The following is an 18,324-nucleotide window of genomic DNA, read 5'->3' as shown; positions in this document are numbered from 1 at the left end:
GCATGCCGCTGACCGGAGATTACGAACCCAGTACCTCAGACTGGGCGCGCGAGAACGCCGAGCTGATCATGTCGTCGGGTGGGACCGAGGGCACCGAGCTCAAGGGCAAGGCTGTCATCCTGCTGACCACCATCGGGGCCAAGACCGGCAAGGTTCGCAAGACACCGCTGATGCGGGTCGAACACGGCGGCGAGTACGCCGTGGTGGCCTCGCTCGGCGGCGCGCCGAAGCACCCGGTCTGGTACTACAACGTGAAGGCCCATCCGCGGGTAGAACTGCAGGACGGCGCGGTCAACGGCGAGTACGAGGCCCGCGAGGTCTTCGGCGACGAGAAGGCCACCTGGTGGGAGCGCGCGGTCGAGGCCTGGCCCGACTACGCCGAATACCAGCAGAAAACCGACCGCCAGATCCCGGTGTTCGTGCTCACCCCGATTCACTGATTCGGCCCTCGCGGTGGCACCATTGATCGGTGTCCGCCGAACTGAGCCAGGATTCTCGAAGGACGCCGCTGACCACCCCCATCTCGGCGGCTGACATCGATGAGGCTGCCCGGCGAATTTCGGATGTGGTCAGCCAGAGCCCGCTCCAGTACAGCGACCGGCTCTCGCAGGCCACCGGCGCCGAGGTGTTCCTCAAGCGTGAGGACCTGCAGAGTGTGCGGTCCTACAAGATCCGCGGCGCGTACAACCTGCTCAAGCAGCTTTCCGCCGACGAATTGTCCGCCGGGGTGGTGTGCTCGTCGGCCGGTAACCATGCGCAGGGGTTTGCGCTGGCCTGCCGCTCGATGGGAGTGCACGGCCGGGTGTACGTGCCGGCCAAGACCCCCAAGCAGAAGCGTGACCGCATCCGCTATCACGGCGGTGAATTCATCGAGCTGATCGTCGGCGGGTCCACCTACGACCTGGCCGCCGATGCCGCACTCGACGACGTCGCCCGCACCGGCGCCACGCTGGTTCCACCGTTCGATGATCTGCGGACCATGGCCGGGCAGGGCACCATCGCCGTTGAGATCCTCGAGCAGCTCGACACCGAGCCGGACCTGGTGGTCGTCCCGGTCGGCGGCGGCGGTTGTATCTCCGGGATCACCACGTATCTGGCCGAGCGGACGACGAATACCGCGATCCTTGGCGTCGAACCGGCCGGCGCGGCGTCGATGATCGCGGCGCTGGCCGCCGGCGGACCGGTCGCGATCGAGAACGTCGACCAGTTCGTCGACGGCGCTGCGGTCAGGCAGATCGGTGCGCTGCCGTATCGGGCGCTGGCCGCGGCAGGGGACATGGTCTCGGTCACGACCGTCGACGAGGGTGCGGTCTGCAGCGCGATGCTCGACCTGTACCAGAACGAGGGCATCATCGCCGAGCCCGCTGGGGCGCTGTCCGTCGCCGGACTGCTGGAAGCCGGCGTCGAACCGGGAGCGACGGTGGTGTGTCTGATCTCCGGTGGCAACAACGATGTGTCGCGCTACGGCGAGGTGCTCGAGCGCTCCCTGGTCCACCTGGGTCTCAAGCACTATTTCCTGGTCGACTTCCCGCAGGAGCCCGGCGCGCTGCGCCGGTTTCTCGACGAGGTGCTCGGGCCCAATGACGACATCACGCTGTTCGAATACGTCAAGCGCAACAACCGCGAAACCGGTGCTGCGCTGGTGGGTGTCGAACTCGGCGCAGCCACCGGCCTCGAGGGGCTGCTGGCTCGGATGGCAGCCTCGGGCCTTCATGTCGAGGCGTTGGAGCCCGGCTCGCCGGCCTACCGGTATCTGACCTAGAACAGTCCCTGCGCCAGGTAGTGCCCCTCTTCGGGGGCAGGCGGCACCGCGAAGATCGCCGAGCCGATGTGGCGGATGTACTCGTTGAGTAAATCGTGTGCGCCAAGCCGGTTTTGGATGTCGATGAAGTGCCGCGGATCGTTCTGGTAGGAGATGAACAGCAGTCCGGCGTTGAGCTGGCCGGTGGGGTCGAGCCCGTCGGTGTAGTTGTAGGAACGCCGGCGGATCATGATGCCGCCGTTGTTCTCGTGCGCGGCCAGCGCGACATGGGACAACGGGTCGATGACCGGATCGCCGGCACCGCTCTTGGCGCCGAAATCAGGGGTGTCGAATTCGGCTGAGCCGGTCAGCGGGGCGCCGGATTCCTTGTGCCGTCCGATGATCTGCTGCTGGTTGCCGACCCGGTCGCTGTCCCAGGTCTCCAACAGCTGGCGGATTTTGCGTGCCACCTGGTAGGTGCCGCCCTCCAGCCAGGGTTGATCGCCGCCTTTGATCCAGACAAACCGGTCGTAGTCGGCGGGCGAGCTGATGTTGCGGGTTCCGTCTTTGAACCCCAACAGGTTTCGCGGAGTGCTCTGGCCCGGTCCTGCTGAGGCGCGGCCGAATCCCAGAACCGCCCAGTGCGGAGAAACGATGCTGCGACCCAGCCGGGCCAGATTGCGCACAGCGTGGTAGCAGACTTGCGGGTCGTCGGCGCAGGCTTGCACGCTCAAGTCGCCACCGGTCAGCCGGGGATCCAGGAAATCGCCGTTGAGCGTGGGCAGTTCGCTGAACAACGCGGGCTTTTTCGACGCCAGCCCGAAGCGCGGCCCGAACACCGACGGGCCAAGCCCCACGGTGATGGTGAGGCTGGCCGGGCTGAGCCCGAACGCTTCACCCGTGTCGGTGGGCGGCTGCACTTCGACGCCGGGCTGCACCGAACCGATCGGCTTGCCCTGCTGCAGCACGGCTGCCGCCGCCGACCAGCGAGCGAGCAGGCTCTGCAGGGCGTGCCGGTCGGCGGAGTCGGCGAACCGGAACGTCATGTAGACCGCGTTGCGTTGCGGTTCGGTGGCCACCCCGCCCTGGTGATTCTGCCCGTAGAACGGATAGCTCCTGGACAGGTCGATCTGGTCGTCACTGGGCGGCGTCGACGCGGCCATCGCCCACGCGGCGCCACCGCCGGTAGCCGCACCCACAGCGACCCCGCCGATCCCGGCCCACAGGGCACTGGACAGCACGCCGCGGCGTGATATCTCCGACTCGGACATCAGCCCGCTGACACCACCTTCTGTGCGACCGTCGAGAGGCTCTCGTGCAGCGGCTGGATCACCGCAGTCAGCTTCGGTGCATCGGTGGCCTGCAGTTGCGGCGTCCACAGCTTGAAGCCGCCGGGAGCCGACGGGTCCCGGTAACCGTCGAGCGTGGTCAGCACGGCCTGGAACTGCTGGTCCAGCTGGGTCACCAGAGCCGGGTCGATCTTCTCCAGCCCGGGCCGCAGCGCCGCGTAGGCCTGCTGCGCGCCTTCGACATTGCCGGCGAAATCGACCAGATCGATGTGGCTGAAGGCCTCTTCCTCACCGGTGATCTTGGTGTTCTGGACTTCCTCGATGAGGTCCGCCGCACCGTTGGCCAGGTCCTCCGGCTTGTACTGCAGGGTCGGGACGATGTTGTCGAGCTTGCCGACGTTGGCCACCAGTTCGGTGCTCAGCGCCTTGGTCGCGGGCGTAATAGCCCCAGTCTTATTATCACCGCCCTGCCAGAGGTCTCGCTCGATGGCGTGGAATCCCTTCCAGCCGACCTTGGCGTCCACCGGGGTGGATTCGCGCATGTCGATCAGGTAGTCGAGGTTGCCGGCGTTGTCATCGACGGCGAATCCCGGCAGCACGAACCCTTCGACGCTGGACTCAGCGCGTTCGTAGAACGGGCGGGCCTTGGCGTAGGCCTGCTTGGCCTGCTCCACATTGCCCGACTGAACCGCTGCGTCGAGCGCCTTGACGGCGGTGTTGAGTTGGTTGACCTGGTCGACGACGTAGGCGGCGTAGGCCTTGGTGCCGTCGGCCAGGATCGTCTGCACGGTTCCGGTGGGGGCGGCCGGCGCCTGTCCGGTCACGGTGAGATCGACGTATTCGGAAGCGGCGCCGGGGCAGTACACCTTGTAGGCGCCGCCGTCGAGGGTGGCCGTGAACGACACCGGGTCCAAGCCCGGCGCCAGATTCTCCTTCTCGCCGACGATGCGCTGATCCTGCAGCAACTCCATCTCGGTGATTCCCGCCGCACTCTTGTTGGTCACGGTGAACGTCACCGGACCGGCCGGGACGCTCTTGGTGTCGAGTGTGCAGGTGTCCTTGCCGGATTCGTTGGCCAGTGTCACGTTGACAGTCTTGATGCCGTTGGCGCTGCTGCTCGCCGGTGCACTGCTGGCGCTGCTGGTGGCGGTGTTGCTGTGTGAGCCGCAACCGGACAGGCTCAGCGTGGCGGCCGCCACGAGAGCGGGGGCGCAGAGTGCCAGGCTACGAGGCGCGGATCTGGTCTGGGTGCGCGGCAGGGTCATGGTTGTGGTGGTGCCTTTCTTCTTTTGTGTCTTCTTTTGTGGGAGAGCTTCGGTCCGCGCGCAGCGCGAGCACGGCCGTGGCGGCCGCAGCGGCCGCCAGCAGGATCGGGAGCCATAGCCGCCACAGCGCGCTCTCGGCGCGGTCGACCGCGAGGTGGCCCAGCGCCGTGGCGGCCGCGGTGTCGTCGGCCGTGGCGGTGCTCCAGTCACCGCCGAGGCCGCCGAGGCTGACGGTCTTGGTCGTGGCCAGCCCACCGCCCTGCAGGACGGCTACACGGTTGCTTTGAGCCTGGGCGCTGATCAATGAATTACCATAGCTAGCAACGGAATACGAAGTTGTTGCGGTCCAGTCGGCCTGGAATGGGCCCGGCGTGCGGGTGGGGCTCAAGCCGACGGGCAGTCTGCCGCCGGACAGGGTGGCCAGCTGTCCCAGCGATACCGGACTGGTGTTGACGCCGGGGTCGGCGGGCGCTTTGGCCTGCCACAGTTGGGTTTGGAGACTGCCGACGGTGCCGGTGCCCGCCGAGGACAGGGGGATGGGTGCCGCGTTGCCCACGGTCAGCGTTGCGGCGTCGCGGTCGAGCTGCAGCGACACGCTGGCGCTACCACCGTCCGCGGTGCCGACGGTGCGAGTCAACCCCGGCGTCGGGGTGTGCTGTGCGGGCACGGCGACTGCGAGTATCGCCGCGGCACTGGCCAATCCGGCCGCGGTACAGGCCAGTAGCCGGCGCCTGGCGATGGGGGAGGCGGCCAGTCGTGCCGGCCAGAGGAACACCACCAACACCGGGACCGCGTACAACAGCCAGCCGAGGACCTCGATGAGGCGGGGGTCGCTGGGGATGCCGAACATTCCGGTGATCAGCGAGCCCAGCATCGACCGGGCCGGCATCCAGGAGGAGAAATCGAACACCTGCTGCTGGCCGATGTTGATCCAGCCGGCTTCGTGGGCGGTGCGCAATGCGCTGAGAACCAGACCCGCGGCGATGAACACCAGGAACACTCCGGTGATCCGGAAGAACCGGCCCAGGTTGAGTTTGAGTCCGCCGAAGTAGATACCGATGCCGATGACGATGGAGACCGCGATGCCGGCGAGGGCACCCAGCAATGCTGCCCAGCCGCTCTCATGCGTTGCCTGCGCGGCAGCCAGCAGGAAGACCGCGGTCTCGAATCCCTCCTTGAGCACTGCGAGGAATGCCATCACCGCCAGGGCGAGCGAGCCGCCGGTGTTGATCGCCTGAGCGGCTTCGCTTTCCAGTTCGCCCTTCAGGTGCTGGGCGTTGCGGTTCATCCAGATGATCATCGTGGTGACGAAGACGACGGCCACCGCGCCGATCACCGTCTCGAGCATCTCCTGCTGGCGCTGCGGCAGTGATGCGGACAGCGCGTCGAGGCCGACGCCGACGGCGATGCTCAACCCGACCGCGACTCCGACGCCCACCATCATGGGACGGATGGAGCGGCCGTTCCGTCTCAGGAACGCGCCGACGATGCTGACGATCAGGGTCGCTTCCAGGCCCTCGCGCAGACCGATGAGAAATGTCCCGACGAAAATGCCCTGCAGAACGACTCCTCTCCGAACGCCCGGAGAGAACCGAGCTACGGCGAGGCTAGGCTAACTAAGGACAGCCTTTCCATCTCTGCCCGAAATTCCCAGTTACTTGACAGGAAACCTCCGAAGTACCGCCACGGAATGCGCGGGTAGCGTCGCCCGGCTCGACTCGGCGGCCGGCTCACCCCAAGCCAGCACGACGTCGCCGCCGGCCGGCACGGTGACCGGCGCCTGGCCGAGGTTCGCGGCGATCGCAATACGGCCGCGGCGCATCACGATCCAGCGCTCGTCCTCGTCGTAGTCGATGATCAGGTCGGCCAGCCATGGGTCGGTCATGTCCGGCTCGGTGCCGCGCAGCGCGATCAACGCGCGGTAGAACGCCAGCAGTCGGCCGTGCTCGCCCTGGCCGACCTCGTCCCAGTCGAGCTTGGACCGCAGGAACGTCTGGGAGTCTTGCGGATCGGGGACGTCGTCGGCATCCCAGCCGTGGTCGGCGAACTCTGCCTTGCGGCCCTCGGCGGTGGCTCTGGCGAGTTCCGGTTCGGGATGCGAACTGAAAAACTGGAACGGCGTGGATGCACCCCATTCCTCGCCCATGAAAAGCATTGCGGTATAGGGCGACCCGAGGGCGAGCGCGGCTTTGATGGCAAGCTGGCCGTAGTCCAGGTTCTGTGACGGCCGGTCGCCGAGCGCACGGTTGCCGACCTGATCGTGGGTGCAGGTGTACGCCACCAGCTTGGTGGCCGGGAGCGCCGACTTGTCCAGCGGGCGACCGTGCCTGCGGTGCCGGAACGACGAGTAGGTGCCGGCGTGGAAGAACCCATTTCGCAGCGTGGTTGCCAGCGTCGCCATCGAGCCGAAATCGGCGTAATAGCCTTGATGTTCGCCGGACACCGCGGTGTGGATGGCGTGATGGATGTCGTCGTCCCACTGTGCGGTCAGCCCGTAGCCGCCGCGGTCGCGGGGTGTGATGAGCCGTGGATCGTTGAGGTCGCTCTCGGCGATCAGCGACAGCGGCCGCCCCGCCGCCGCGGACAGCGCATCGGTTTCGGCGGCCAGTTCCTCGAGGATGTTGATCGCGGTGTTGTCGACGAGAGCGTGGACGGCGTCCAGCCGCAGGCCGTCGGCGTGGAAATCGCGCATCCAGCGCAGTGCGCACTCGATGATGTAGCGGCGCACCTCGTCGGCTTGCGGCCCGGCCAGGTTGACGCCTTCGCCCCACGGATTACTCACCGACGACAGGTAGGGCCCGAACTTCGGCAGATAGTTGCCCGACGGCCCGAAGTGGTTGAACACGGCATCGATCAGCACCCCGAGACCTCGATTGTGGCAGGCCTCGATCAGCCGGACCAAACCATCAGGGCCGCCGTAGGGTTCGTGCACGGCGTACCACAGCACCCCGTCGTACCCCCAGCCGTAGGTGCCGTTGAAGGCGTTGACAGGCATCAGCTCGACGAAGTCGACACCGAGATCCACCAGGTAGTCGAGCTTCTCGATGGCGGACTCGAACGTGCCTTCCGCGGTGAACGTTCCGGTGTGCAGTTCGTAGATCACCGCGCCCTCGATCGAGCGGCCCGCCCACTGGTCATCCGCCCACGGCACCGCCGAGGCATCCCAGAGTTGGGACCGCGCGTGCACGCCGTCAGGCTGGCGAGCCGATCGGGGGTCGGGCAGCACCGCCGGATCGTCGTCCAGGACAAAGCCGTACCGGGCGTTGGGCGCGCAGTCCACGGCGGCGCGCCACCAGCCCGCGTCGTCGGCCGTCATCTCGTGCAGCCGCCCCTCGACGTCGACACGCACCCGCTTGGGCTCGGGCGCCCACACCGCGAATTCAGGCATCGGACCTCTCCAGCAGAACGACCGGCAGCTCGCCGAACAGGACACCGGCCGGCGCTGTGCCGCTGAAGCGTGCGCCGGTCAGCCGGTCGGTCCAGATGCCTTCCGGCAACGGCAGAATCGTGTCCCCCCAGCCGTCATGATGTAGCCGCACGGTCCAGCGGGTGACCGCGACGAGCACATCGTCGCCGCGACGGAACGCGACTATGTGCGGTGCGGCGCCGCCGTTGGCCAGCACCGGCCGGTACTCGCCCGACAGAAACGTTTCGGGGCGGTCCCGCCGGGCGTGCAGCGCCGCCCGCACGACCCGAATCTTGGGGTGCGACAAGCGTTCCAGTGCGGCACCGCGCATGGCGTAGTCGATGGGCCTGCGATTATCCGGGTCCACGAGGCTGTCCTCCCACAACTCGGTGCCCTGGTAGACGTCCGGAATGCCGGGGACGGTGAGCGCCAGCAGCTTCTGGCCCAGCGCGTCTGCGTGCGCATGGGGTTCGAGCTGGACCACCAGCCCGGTCAGCTCGGTGGCAACCGGGCCGTCGAGGATGGCGTCCAGCCACGCGTGGACGGCATCCTCGAAGTCGGTGGCCGGCTCATTCCAGGAGGTGTGCCAGCCCGCTTCGCGAATCGCCTTTTCGGCGTAGGCGTGCAACCGGGCGCGCAGCTCCTCGGTCACCTGACCGTCTGCCGGCCACACCCCGAAGATGTTCTGCAACAGGAACAATGCGGTCGCTGGATGAGGCGGTGGCGTGGTGGTCTGCCAGCTGGTGACGAATTCGGCCCACAGCGACGGCACCTGCGACAGCACGCCGATCCGGGCCCGTACGTCCTCACCGCGCTTGGTGTCATGAGTGGACAGCGTCGTCATGGTCCGTGGCCACAGCCGGCCGCGCACGTGGGTACTGCGATGGAACTCCGCGGCGCTGACACCGAAGTGTTCCGGTTCACCGCCGACTTCGTTGAGCGACACCAGTCTGGCGTCGCGGTAGAAGAGACAGTCCTCCACTGCCTTCGCCGTCACCGCACCGCACAGCTGCTGCAGTCGCGCTGCCGGCTCCGCCGACACGAGGGCGGCCGACACCAGTTCCAGCGGCACGGCCAGGGTGGGCTCGGCGGCGACCGTCTGTGCGATCGCGGCCGGCAGCAGCGCCGACAGATTCAGATAGTCCGACCGGTATACGCCGACGCCTGCCAGCAGCGCGGCCACCGCATGGGGTAGCTGCGGGTGATCGGCGCCGACCGCCCCCACGATCGATCGGCACAGCCGGGCCAGCTCACTGGCCAAAGTGATGGTGGCTGCGTCGATCTTCAACTGGTGCAGCAGATCAGGTACCCCGGAGTAGTCGAACCCTGCTGCGTCGACGAGTTCGGTCAGGGCTTGCACGCCGGTGGGGTCGACGAAAAGGCCACCGACCTCACGCAGGACGTCGTAGCCGGTGGTGCCGTCGATCGGCAGCGACGGGTCCAGCGGTTCGCCGACACTGAGGATCTTCTCGATCACGATCCACGCCTGCGACCCGATCAGTTCGCGAAGCCTCCAGAGGTATCCCGTCGGGTCGGTCAGGCCGTCGGGGTGGTCGATGCGCACGCCGTCCACCAACCCGTCGTGAAACCAGCGGGCCACCTCGGCGTGCGACGTCTCGAACACCGCGGAGTCTTCCTGCCGCAGGCCGGCCAGTGAGGTGATGGAGAAGAACCGGCGGTATCCGTTGACCCCGTTACGCCAGCCGATCAGCTTGTAATGCTGACGGTCGTGCACGTCGGCTCCGGTGCCCTCACCGGTGCCCGGCGCGATCGGGAAGGCCAGGCTGCCGAGGCGCAGCGTATCGCCCTCCACCGTAAGGTCCGCGGTGTCGTCATCAGAGCCCAAGACCGGCAACAGAATTCGGCCGTCCGGATCGGCCGACCAGTCGATGTCGAAGAACGTCGCATAGGCCGACTGCCGCCCGTGGCGCAGCACGTCCCACCACCACGGGTTGCGCTCGGGTTGGTCCACTCCGACGTGGTTGGGGACGATGTCGACGACAAGGCCGAGTCCGCGCGCCTTGGCCGCCTCGGCCAGCTGGGCGAGGCCGTCAGCGCCCCCGAGCTCGTCGGACACGGTGGTCGGATCGGTGACGTCGTAGCCGTGGGTGGAGCCCGGAGTCGCGGTCAGAATGGGGGACAGATAAAGGTGCGTGATGCCGAGACCGTCGAGATAGTCGAGAAGCTTCTCGGCGTCGGCGAAGGTGAACGCGTCACCCGCGGAGGCGCCGCGTAGTTGGAGGCGATAAGTGGACAGCACCGGGTAGGCCATAGCTGAGGCTGTTCCCGCTAGCCGCTCTTTTGAAGCACCAGAACCGATCGAGCTGGCACCGAGATCGTCTCACCGGCTTTCACCACGACTTCGGTGGCGCCGCGGGCGGCTGAGGTGTCCAGAACGGCCGTCCACTGCTCGGCGTAGTCGCCGTCGGGTGCGACGAAGTCCATCGGCTTGGCATAGGCGTTGAAACACAACAGGAACGAGTCGTCGATGACGCGTTCGCCTCGAGAATTGGGCTCGGGGATGGCTTCACCGTTGAGGAACACACCCACGAACTTGAAACCCGAATTCCAGTCGTTGTGTGTCATCTCCTGGCCTGAGGGGGTCAGCCAGGCGATGTCACGGACCTGGTCGCCGGTGCGGATAGGCTCCCCGTCGAAGAACCGGCGCCGCCGAAACACGGGGTGCGCCTTGCGAAGAGCGGTCACCTTCTTGGTGAACTCGAGCACGTCGGCGTTGGTCTCTTTGCACGTCCAGTCCATCCAGGACAGCGGAGAATCCTGGCAGTAGACGTTGTTGTTGCCCTGCTGGGTGCGGCCGATCTCGTCACCGTGGGCGATCATGGGCGTGCCCTGGGACAGCATCAGGGTGGCCAGGATGTTGCGCATCTGCTGATGGCGCAACGCCTGGATCTGCGGATCATCGGTCGGCCCTTCCACACCGCAGTTCCACGAGCGGTTGTGGCTCTCGCCGTCGCGGTTGTCTTCGCCGTTGGCCTCGTTATGTTTCTCGTTGTAGGACACCAGGTCGTTCAACGTGAAGCCGTCGTGGCAGGTGACGAAATTGATGCTGGCGCCTGGCCTGCGGCCGGTGGCTTCGTACAGGTCGGAGGATCCGGTGAGCCGGGACGCGAACTCGCCCAGGGTGGCCGGCTCGCCGCGCCAGTAGTCGCGCACGGTGTCGCGGTACTTGCCGTTCCACTCGGTCCACAGACCAGGGAAGTTGCCGACCTGATAGCCGCCCTCGCCGACGTCCCAGGGCTCGGCGATCAGCTTGACCTGGCTGATGACCGGGTCCTGCTGCACGATGTCGAAGAATGCGGACAGCCGGTCCACTTCGTAGAATTCGCGGGCCAGCGTGGAGGCCAGGTCGAAGCGAAAGCCGTCGACGTGCATCTCCAGCACCCAATACCGCAGCGAATCCATGATCAGCTGCAAGGTGTGCGGATGCCGGGGGTTGAGACTGTTGCCGGTGCCGGTGAAGTCACGGTAGAGGCGCAGGTCGTCGTCCATCAGCCGGTAGTACGCGGCGTTGTCGATGCCCCGGAAGTTGACCGTGGGCCCCAGATGGTTGCCCTCGGCGGTGTGGTTGTAGACCACGTCGAGGATCACCTCGATGCCGGCGTCGTGGAATGAGCGCACCATGTTCTTGAATTCGGCCACGGCGCCACCGGCATGCTGGGTGGCGGCGTACTGGTAATGCGGAGCAAGGAAGCCGAAAGTGTTGTAGCCCCAATAGTTTCGCAATCCCAGATCGAGCAGCCGGTGGTCGTGCATGAACTGGTGCACCGGCATCAACTCGATGGCGGTGACGTTGAGCGACTTGAGGTGATCGATCACCGCCGGGTGGCCCAGCCCGGCGTATGTGCCGCGCAACTCCTCGGGGATGCCGGGATGGGTTTGGGTCATGCCCTTGACGTGGGCCTCGTAGATGATCGTCTCGCTGTACGGCGTCCGCGGGGCGTGGTCGGAGCCCCACTGGAAGAACGGGTTGATGACGACGCTGGTCATGGTGTGACCCAGCGAGTCGATCATCGGCGGGGTGCCGCCGGTGGCAAGATCCTCGGCCTCCAGGTCGTAGGAGTACAGCGCCTGGCCGAAGTCGAAATCGCCGTGGAAAGACTTGCCGTACGGATCGAGCAGCAGCTTGCTGGGGTCGCAGCGGTGGCCGGCCGCGGGGTCCCACGGACCGTGCACGCGGAAGCCGTACCGCTGGCCGGGCGTGATGGTCGGCAGATAGGCGTGCCAGACGAACCCGTCGACCTCGTCGAGGTCAATGCGGGTTTCCCTGCCGTCCTTGGCGATCAGGCAGAGCTCGACTTTGTCGGCGACTTCGGAGAACAACGAGAAATTGGTACCCGCACCGTCGTAGGTGGCACCGAGCGGATAGGCGGTGCCGGGCCACACCGTGGTCAGTGCGGGTTCGCTCGACGACATCTCTCGACCTTATCGACGTCGCGCGCGGGATGCGCAGGATGTCACCACCACGCCGTCGCCGCGCCCATCTGTCTGCCCAGCTCGGGGATCAACGTGCGCATATAGGTCGCGGAGATGTGATGAGAATCGTGGTAGACCAGGACATTTCCCTCGACCGCGCGACACACGTCGGGACGGCAGACCGCATCACTGAGGTCCAGCGCCCGCATCTGCGGGAATTGGGCCAGGAAATCCAGTGTCTGGTTGTAGTCGGAAAGCACCTCGGAACGTTTGATCCCGCATGACACCGCGTCGCCGCCCTTGGCCAGACAGTCCGCCGGGAAGAAGGGCTGGCCGTTGCGCACCAGCCACGGGGTGTCCCGCATCGCCAGAATTGGAATGTTGTTGTCCGACAACGTCTGCCAGATCCCGATATAGGTAGACGGCATCACGTCGCCGGGCTTGATGTTCCAGGGCCGGGTCGATGTGGTGAACACGAAGCTGGGGTGGTCGTTGATCAGTTTGGCCATCACCCGCTGGTTCCACTGATGGCAGTTGGGGTAGGGGCGGTTGTCGCCCATGACCAGCGGGAGTTCCTCGGTGGTCAGCGGGCAGCCCATCTTCAGATAGGTGACGACCTTGAAGTGGTGCATCTTGCCCAGCGCGTCCAGGGCGGTGATCCAGTGCTCGGCGTGCGAACCGCCGGCCAGTGCGATGGTGCGGGTGGCGGTGAGGTCCCCGTAGCTGCAGTTGATGACACCGGTGTTGCCGAAATCACTGATACAGCCGTCGTTGGTCGACTCGGGCAGGTCGTTCTGTGCCTCCAGCACAGTGGGCCGCACCGGCAGCTGTGGCACGCGTGCGTGATCGGTCAGCGCCCGCGCTCCCGGATAGCTGCTGGTCGAGAGGGTGACGAGTTCCTTGCCATTCGCGCGCTGGACGGTGACGTGCTCGCGCCAGGTGAACGCCGTTGCCGTCAGCGCGACGCCGAGCAGACCCACGGTGGCGCCTAGCGCGATGGTGGGGCGACGCAGCCGGACGCGCCACGGGATCGTGATCGGCTGCAGATTCGGCTCGGGCACTCGCCCTCCGGAGCGCAGCGGCTCCTCGACGTAGCGCATGGTCAGGTAGGCCAGCACACCCGAGATAGCCAGGATGGCGGCGCCGTCCACGAACCCGGCGTGGGTTCCGTCGGTGTACGCGAGCCAGAAGATCAACAGCGGCCAATGCCACAGGTACAGCGAGTACGCCATCGCCCCCAGCGTCACCAGCGGCCGGGCGGACAGCAGCCGGTTGGGCAGCGGCAGCCGGTGCCGGGTGGACGGGCTGGCGTGGCGGTTGGCCGCCGCCAGGATCACCAGCACGGTGGCGCCGACCGGCACCAGCGCCCACGGACCCGGAAACTCTTTGACCCCGTCGATGAAGGCGCCGCACGAGACGATCGCGGCCAGTCCGGCCGCGGCCACCACGGAGCGCAGCCACATCGGCCACCCCACGTGGGGCACCGCCGCACCGACGAGAACACCGAGCAGCAACTCCCAGGCGCGGGCGAAGCTGTTGTAGTAGTTGGCCATTTGATCGGTGACGTGGATGACGGCGGCAAAGCTGAATGACGCGACGGCCAGCGCGGCAAGCAAAGCCACGAAAGTCGCACGCAGTCGCTTGCCCAGCGGCCGGCGCAACAGATAGGCAAACCCGAAGATAAGGATGAGGAACGAGATGTAGAACTGACCCTGAACGGACATCGACCAGATGTGCTGCAGCGGACTCACGGCCTCACCGGCGCGGAGATAGTTCGACGCCGTCGCCGACAGCTCCCAGTTCTGGTAGTAACCCAGGCTCGAGAGGCTCTGGTCAGCAAACGTTTCCCAGCGGGTCTGCGGCTGCACCAGGACGGTCAGGGCGGCGCCGGCGGCAAGCACGACGACGAGGGCGGGCAACAGCCGCCGGACCAGGCGAAGGATCTCTGGCCAGGGGGAGAGCGAGGAGTCCGGATCCAGCGCGGTGCGCAACAGGGAACCGCCGAAGAAGAAGCCGGACAGCACCAGGAAGACGTCGACCCCGCCCGAGACACGTCCGAACCACACGTGGAACACCGCCACGAGGGCGATCGCGACTCCGCGGAGACCGTCGAGATCATGGCGGTAGAACCCCGATTTCCGAGAATCCTTCGCTGGTGCCGGCGGAGTCGGGGTACGGGTCAGCATGATCGGAACTCAATTTACCCAACTCGGGTGGTCGTCTCATCCCCAGCGAACCGCCCGTCCGGCCGCCGCACCGGCGCGGAGCAAACGCGCGCAAGCGCGGTCGCGCCGGCCGACTAGGCTCACGCAGCGTGTCGGAGTTGACCCCCCAACAGATCAGCGCGATCGACGCCGCGCACATCTGGCACCCCTACAGCACAATCGGCGCCGAAGCGATGGCGCCGGTGGTCGCCGTCGGCGCCGACGGCGCGTGGTTGACCCTGGTGCGCGGCGGCGAGCAGATTCGCGTCCTCGATGCGATGGCGTCCTGGTGGACAGCCGTGCACGGGCATGGTCACCCGGTGCTCGACGCCGCGATGACCAGGCAGCTTTCGGTGATGAATCACGTGATGTTCGGCGGACTGACCCATGAGCCCGCCGCGCGCCTGGCGCAGCTGCTCGTCGACATCACCCCGGCCGGGCTGGACACGGTGTTCTTCTCCGATTCCGGCTCGGTGGCCGTCGAGGTCGCGGTGAAGATGGCACTGCAGTACTGGCGCAGCGCGGGCCGGTTCGGCAAGCGCCGGTTGATGACGTGGCGTGGCGGATATCACGGCGACACGTTCACCCCGATGAGTGTGTGCGACCCCGACGGCGGCATGCACTCGCTGTGGACGGACGTCCTGTTCCCGCAACTCTTCGCTCCGCCGGTGCCCGCCGACTACGACCCGGCCTACATCGCGGCGTTCGAGGCGCAGCTGCTCGCACATGCCGACGAGCTGGCCGCCGTCATCGTCGAACCGGTGGTTCAGGGTGCGGGCGGCATGCGTTTCCACGACCCCCGCTACCTGACCGATCTGCGCGCGATGTGCGACCGGGCCGGCGTGCTGCTGATCTTCGACGAGATCGCCACCGGATTCGGGCGCACCGGTGAGCTGTTCGCCGCTGACCACGCCGGGGTCACCCCGGACATCATGTGCGTCGGAAAGGCGCTGACCGGCGGCTACGTCACCCTCGCGGCGACCCTGTGCACGCTGGAGATCGCCCGGACGATCAGCGGTAGTGAGGCTGGTGCCTTGATGCACGGTCCCACCTTCATGGCCAACGCGCTGGCGTGCGCAGTGTCGGTGGCGTCGGTGGAACTGCTGCTCGGGCAGGACTGGCGGGGCCGGGTAGCCGAGATCGGCGCGGGGCTGGCCGACGGGCTGGCGCCGGCCCGCGCGTTGCCCGGCGTGGCCGACGTACGGGTGTGCGGTGCCATCGGGGTGATCGAGACGCGGGAGCCCGTCGACCTGACGGTGGCCACTCCGGTCGCCCTGGACAACGGTGTCTGGCTGCGGCCGTTCCGCAACCTGATCTACGCGATGCCACCGTTCATCTGCACCCCCGCCGAGATCGCCGCGATCACCGCCGCGATGGTCGCCGTCGCCCGTGCACTGGCCTGATGGCGCGACTCCTCACCCCTGGTGCCTCGGCGCTCGTCGTCACGCTAACCTGAACGGTGTTCAATACCGCCACGAAGGCGCCAGGCAGGAGGCCCTCATGACCCGCGTAGGTCTTTCACCGCTGGCCTGGCTCGACACCGTCGAGCAGCAGCGCCGGCAGGCCGGCCTGCGCCGTTCGCTGCGAACACGGCCTGCGGTCGCCACCGAACTCGACCTGGCGTCCAACGACTACCTCGGTCTGTCCCAGCATCCGGCGGTCATCGACGGCGGCGTGACCGCGTTGCGCACGTGGGGCGCCGGGTCCACCGGCTCCCGGCTGGTCACCGGCAACACCGAGCTGCACGAGGAATTCGAAACGGCCCTGGCCGAATTTGTCGGCGCCGAAGCCGCCTTGGTGTTCTCGTCGGGCTACACCGCCAACATCGGCGCGACGGTCGCACTGTCCGGGCCCGGCTCGCTCGTGGTGTCCGACGCACTCTCGCATGCCTCGCTGGTCGACGCGTGCCGGCTGTCCAAGGCCCGGGTGGTCGTGGCACCGCACTGCGATGTCGAGGCCGTCGAGGCCGCGCTGGCCGACCGTGACGAGGAACGCGCACTGGTGATCACCGAGTCGGTGTTCAGCACCGACGGTGCCCTCGCGCCGCTGCGCCACCTTCACGAGGTGTGCCGCAAGCATCAGGCCCTGCTGCTGGTCGACGAGGCGCACGGGCTGGGCGTGCGCGGGTTCGGCGGCCGTGGCCTGATCCACGAAGCCGGCCTGGCCGGTGCCCCGGACGTGATCATGACGACCACGATGTCCAAATCGCTGGGCAGCCAGGGCGGCGTGGTACTCGGCCCGGCCGCGGTGCGCGATCACTTGATCGACGCCGCGCGCACGATGATCTTCGACACCGGCCTGGCTCCGGCGCCCGTCGGCGCCGCGCTGGCCGCCCTGCGGGTGCTGGCCGCTGAGCCGCGCCGGTCCGGCGACGTCATCGAGCGAGCTCGGCAACTCGCCGAGATGTGCGACGTCGTCGAGGTGCCCGAATCAGCGGTGGTGTCCGTCATTCTCGGCGACCCCGAGATCGCGGTGGCCGCGGCGGCCGCATGCCTGGACGCCGGTGTGCGGGTGGGCTGCTTCCGGCCGCCGACAGTGCCCGCGGGCACCTCGCGGCTGCGGCTGACCGCACGGGCGTCGCTGACCGACGACGAGATGCACACCGCGCGCGACGTCCTGACCACGGTTCTGGATACCCTCCACCGATGAGCGTGCTGGTGATCACCGGGACCGGAACCGGTGTCGGCAAGACCGTGGTGACGGCGGCGCTCGCCTGCCACTCCCGGGTTGCCGGCCATGACGTCGCGGTGTGCAAACCCGTGCAGACCGGTACCGCCGGCGGCGACGACGACCTCGCCGAGGTCGGGCGGCTGTCCGGGGTAAACGAGCTCGTCGGGGTGGCCCGCTATCCCGAACCGCTGGCACCGGCGGCCGCCGCCGAACAGGCCGGCCTGCCGCTGCCCAGTGCGGCCGACCTGCTGGCGTCCATCCGTTCGGTGGACCAGCTCGGCCGCCTGACGCTGGTCGAGGGCGCGGGCGGTCTAGTCGTCGAACTGGCCGCCGGCGGGGTGACGCTACGTGACCTCGCGGTCGAGCTCGCCGCACCCGTGCTCGTCGTCGTCGAGCCCGGCCTGGGCACCCTCAACCACACCGCACTGACGCTGGAAGGGCTTGCCGCCAAAGGTCTTTCGTGTGCCGGATTGGTGATCGGCTCATGGCCCGCGCAGCCCGGCGCGGCGGAGAAGTCCAATCGGGACGCACTAGCCCGGCTGGCCCCGGTACGCGCCGCGCTGCCGGCCGGGGTGTCCGCGGTGTCGCCGAAGGATTTCGAATTGTTCAGTGCGCGTGCGTTTGACCCGGACTGGGTTGCCGGACTAGTCAATGAGCGATCGGCCGGATCCGGTCGACGGTGATCACACCGGCGATGTCCGCCGTGCCGCGATGCCGTCGACCAACACCTGCAGGCCGAACCCGAACCTGGTTCCCGGGTCGTCGGTCAGGGCAGACCGCGTGTCGGGCAGTGCGGCCCCCGCGGCATCCCACTGCATGCGGGATTGTTCGTCCGCGGTGAAGCCGAGGACGTAGTACAGAACTGTGCGGGCGGCCAGTTCGGTATGCGCCGCCGCCACGCCCGCCTCGCCGGCGGCCTCGGCCAGCCCTCCGAGGATCTGTTCGACGGCCTGCGACTGCCCGGCGGCGAAACTCGCCGATACCAACTCGGCCCCGTCGGTGTGGGACAGCAGCGCGTCCCGCAGGCCGCGACACACCGTCTCGATACGGGCTTGCCAGCTCATCGGAGCGGGCTCGGCGCAAGCCGGGGCGAGCAGCTGATCGGCGACGGCGCCAAGAAGTTCCTGCTTGTTGGCGAAATGCCAGTACAGGGCGCCGGGGGTGACGTCGAGTTCGCGGGCCAGCCGACGCATGGTGAGGTCGGCGATCCCGTAGTTGTCCAGGATCGCCGCCGCCTTGGCGACCACGTCGCGTTTGTGCAGCTGCACACCCGTACCCTAGCCTGAACACTGTTCAAGTTCGAAGAACCCAGGAG

The 18,324-nt window shown here is 67.4% G+C and carries 13 protein-coding genes; 5 read left to right on the top strand and 8 right to left on the bottom strand.

What is annotated here, in order from left to right; all coding sequences use genetic code 11:
- Positions 1 to 2: 2 nt before the first annotated feature.
- Both CG716_RS07605 and ilvA read left to right on the top strand, forming a co-directional pair.
- Positions 3 to 440, top strand: coding sequence for a nitroreductase family deazaflavin-dependent oxidoreductase (locus tag CG716_RS07605; RefSeq protein WP_094478078.1), 438 nt, complete (start codon positions 3 to 5; stop codon positions 438 to 440).
- 29 nt (positions 441 to 469) lie between these two features.
- On the top strand, positions 470 to 1,762 hold the full coding sequence (ilvA, locus tag CG716_RS07600) for a threonine ammonia-lyase IlvA (protein WP_094478076.1): 1,293 nt from the start codon (positions 470 to 472) through the stop codon (positions 1,760 to 1,762).
- Here ilvA and CG716_RS07595 read toward each other — a convergent pair.
- The 7 genes from CG716_RS07595 to CG716_RS07565 all read right to left on the bottom strand — a co-directional run bounded on the left by CG716_RS07595 (position 1,759) and on the right by CG716_RS07565 (position 14,321).
- On the bottom strand, positions 1,759 to 3,012 hold the full coding sequence (locus tag CG716_RS07595; RefSeq protein WP_094478074.1) for a Dyp-type peroxidase: 1,254 nt from the start codon (positions 3,010 to 3,012) through the stop codon (positions 1,759 to 1,761). The two genes, ilvA and CG716_RS07595, sit on opposite strands and share 4 nt — an antisense overlap.
- Positions 3,012 to 4,295 carry an iron uptake system protein EfeO gene (efeO, locus tag CG716_RS07590; RefSeq protein WP_207760599.1) on the bottom strand — a complete coding sequence of 428 codons (1,284 nt, stop codon included), beginning with the start codon at positions 4,293 to 4,295 and terminating at the stop codon, positions 3,012 to 3,014. Before efeO ends, CG716_RS07595 begins: the two co-directional genes overlap by 1 nt.
- Positions 4,255 to 5,856, bottom strand: a complete 1,602-nt coding sequence (efeU, locus tag CG716_RS07585; protein ID WP_094478072.1) for an iron uptake transporter permease EfeU — start codon at positions 5,854 to 5,856, stop codon at positions 4,255 to 4,257. Before efeU ends, efeO begins: the two co-directional genes overlap by 41 nt.
- A gap of 93 nt (positions 5,857 to 5,949) precedes the next feature.
- Entirely contained in the window at positions 5,950 to 7,683 is a 1,734-nt protein-coding gene (gene treZ / locus CG716_RS07580; protein ID WP_094478070.1) for a malto-oligosyltrehalose trehalohydrolase, read from the bottom strand.
- Positions 7,676 to 9,973 carry a malto-oligosyltrehalose synthase gene (gene treY / locus CG716_RS07575; protein ID WP_094478068.1) on the bottom strand — a complete coding sequence of 766 codons (2,298 nt, stop codon included), beginning with the start codon at positions 9,971 to 9,973 and terminating at the stop codon, positions 7,676 to 7,678. Before treY ends, treZ begins: the two co-directional genes overlap by 8 nt.
- A 17-nt stretch (positions 9,974 to 9,990) precedes the next feature.
- Positions 9,991 to 12,135: a glycogen debranching protein GlgX gene (gene glgX / locus CG716_RS07570; protein WP_094478066.1), complete on the bottom strand. Its 2,145-nt coding sequence runs from the start codon at positions 12,133 to 12,135 to the stop codon at positions 9,991 to 9,993.
- 41 nt (positions 12,136 to 12,176) lie between these two features.
- Positions 12,177 to 14,321: an acetyltransferase SucT gene (locus CG716_RS07565; RefSeq protein WP_094478064.1), complete on the bottom strand. Its 2,145-nt coding sequence runs from the start codon at positions 14,319 to 14,321 to the stop codon at positions 12,177 to 12,179.
- A gap of 128 nt (positions 14,322 to 14,449) precedes the next feature.
- Between CG716_RS07565 and CG716_RS07560 the strand changes: the two genes are divergently transcribed.
- The 3 genes from CG716_RS07560 (at position 14,450) to bioD (ending at position 17,692) form a co-directional block, all read left to right on the top strand.
- Positions 14,450 to 15,742, top strand: a complete 1,293-nt coding sequence (locus CG716_RS07560) for an adenosylmethionine--8-amino-7-oxononanoate transaminase (RefSeq protein ID WP_094478062.1) — start codon at positions 14,450 to 14,452, stop codon at positions 15,740 to 15,742.
- Positions 15,743 to 15,839: 97 nt separating this feature from the next.
- Positions 15,840 to 16,988 carry an 8-amino-7-oxononanoate synthase gene (locus CG716_RS07555; protein WP_094478060.1) on the top strand — a complete coding sequence of 383 codons (1,149 nt, stop codon included), beginning with the start codon at positions 15,840 to 15,842 and terminating at the stop codon, positions 16,986 to 16,988.
- Entirely contained in the window at positions 16,985 to 17,692 is a 708-nt protein-coding gene (gene bioD, locus CG716_RS07550; protein WP_094478058.1) for a dethiobiotin synthase, read from the top strand. Before CG716_RS07555 ends, bioD begins: the two co-directional genes overlap by 4 nt.
- On the opposite strand, the gene CG716_RS07545 is transcribed toward bioD, so the two are convergent.
- Positions 17,693 to 18,277, bottom strand: a complete 585-nt coding sequence (locus CG716_RS07545; RefSeq protein WP_094478056.1) for a TetR/AcrR family transcriptional regulator C-terminal domain-containing protein — start codon at positions 18,275 to 18,277, stop codon at positions 17,693 to 17,695. It lies immediately after the preceding gene.
- Between the last annotated feature and the right edge of the window lie 47 nt (positions 18,278 to 18,324).

The sequence above is a fragment of the Mycolicibacterium sphagni genome (assembly GCF_002250655.1).
Taxonomy (GTDB): Bacteria; Actinomycetota; Actinomycetes; order Mycobacteriales; family Mycobacteriaceae; genus Mycobacterium; species Mycobacterium sphagni.
This window is presented reverse-complemented; position numbering and strand designations above follow the sequence as displayed.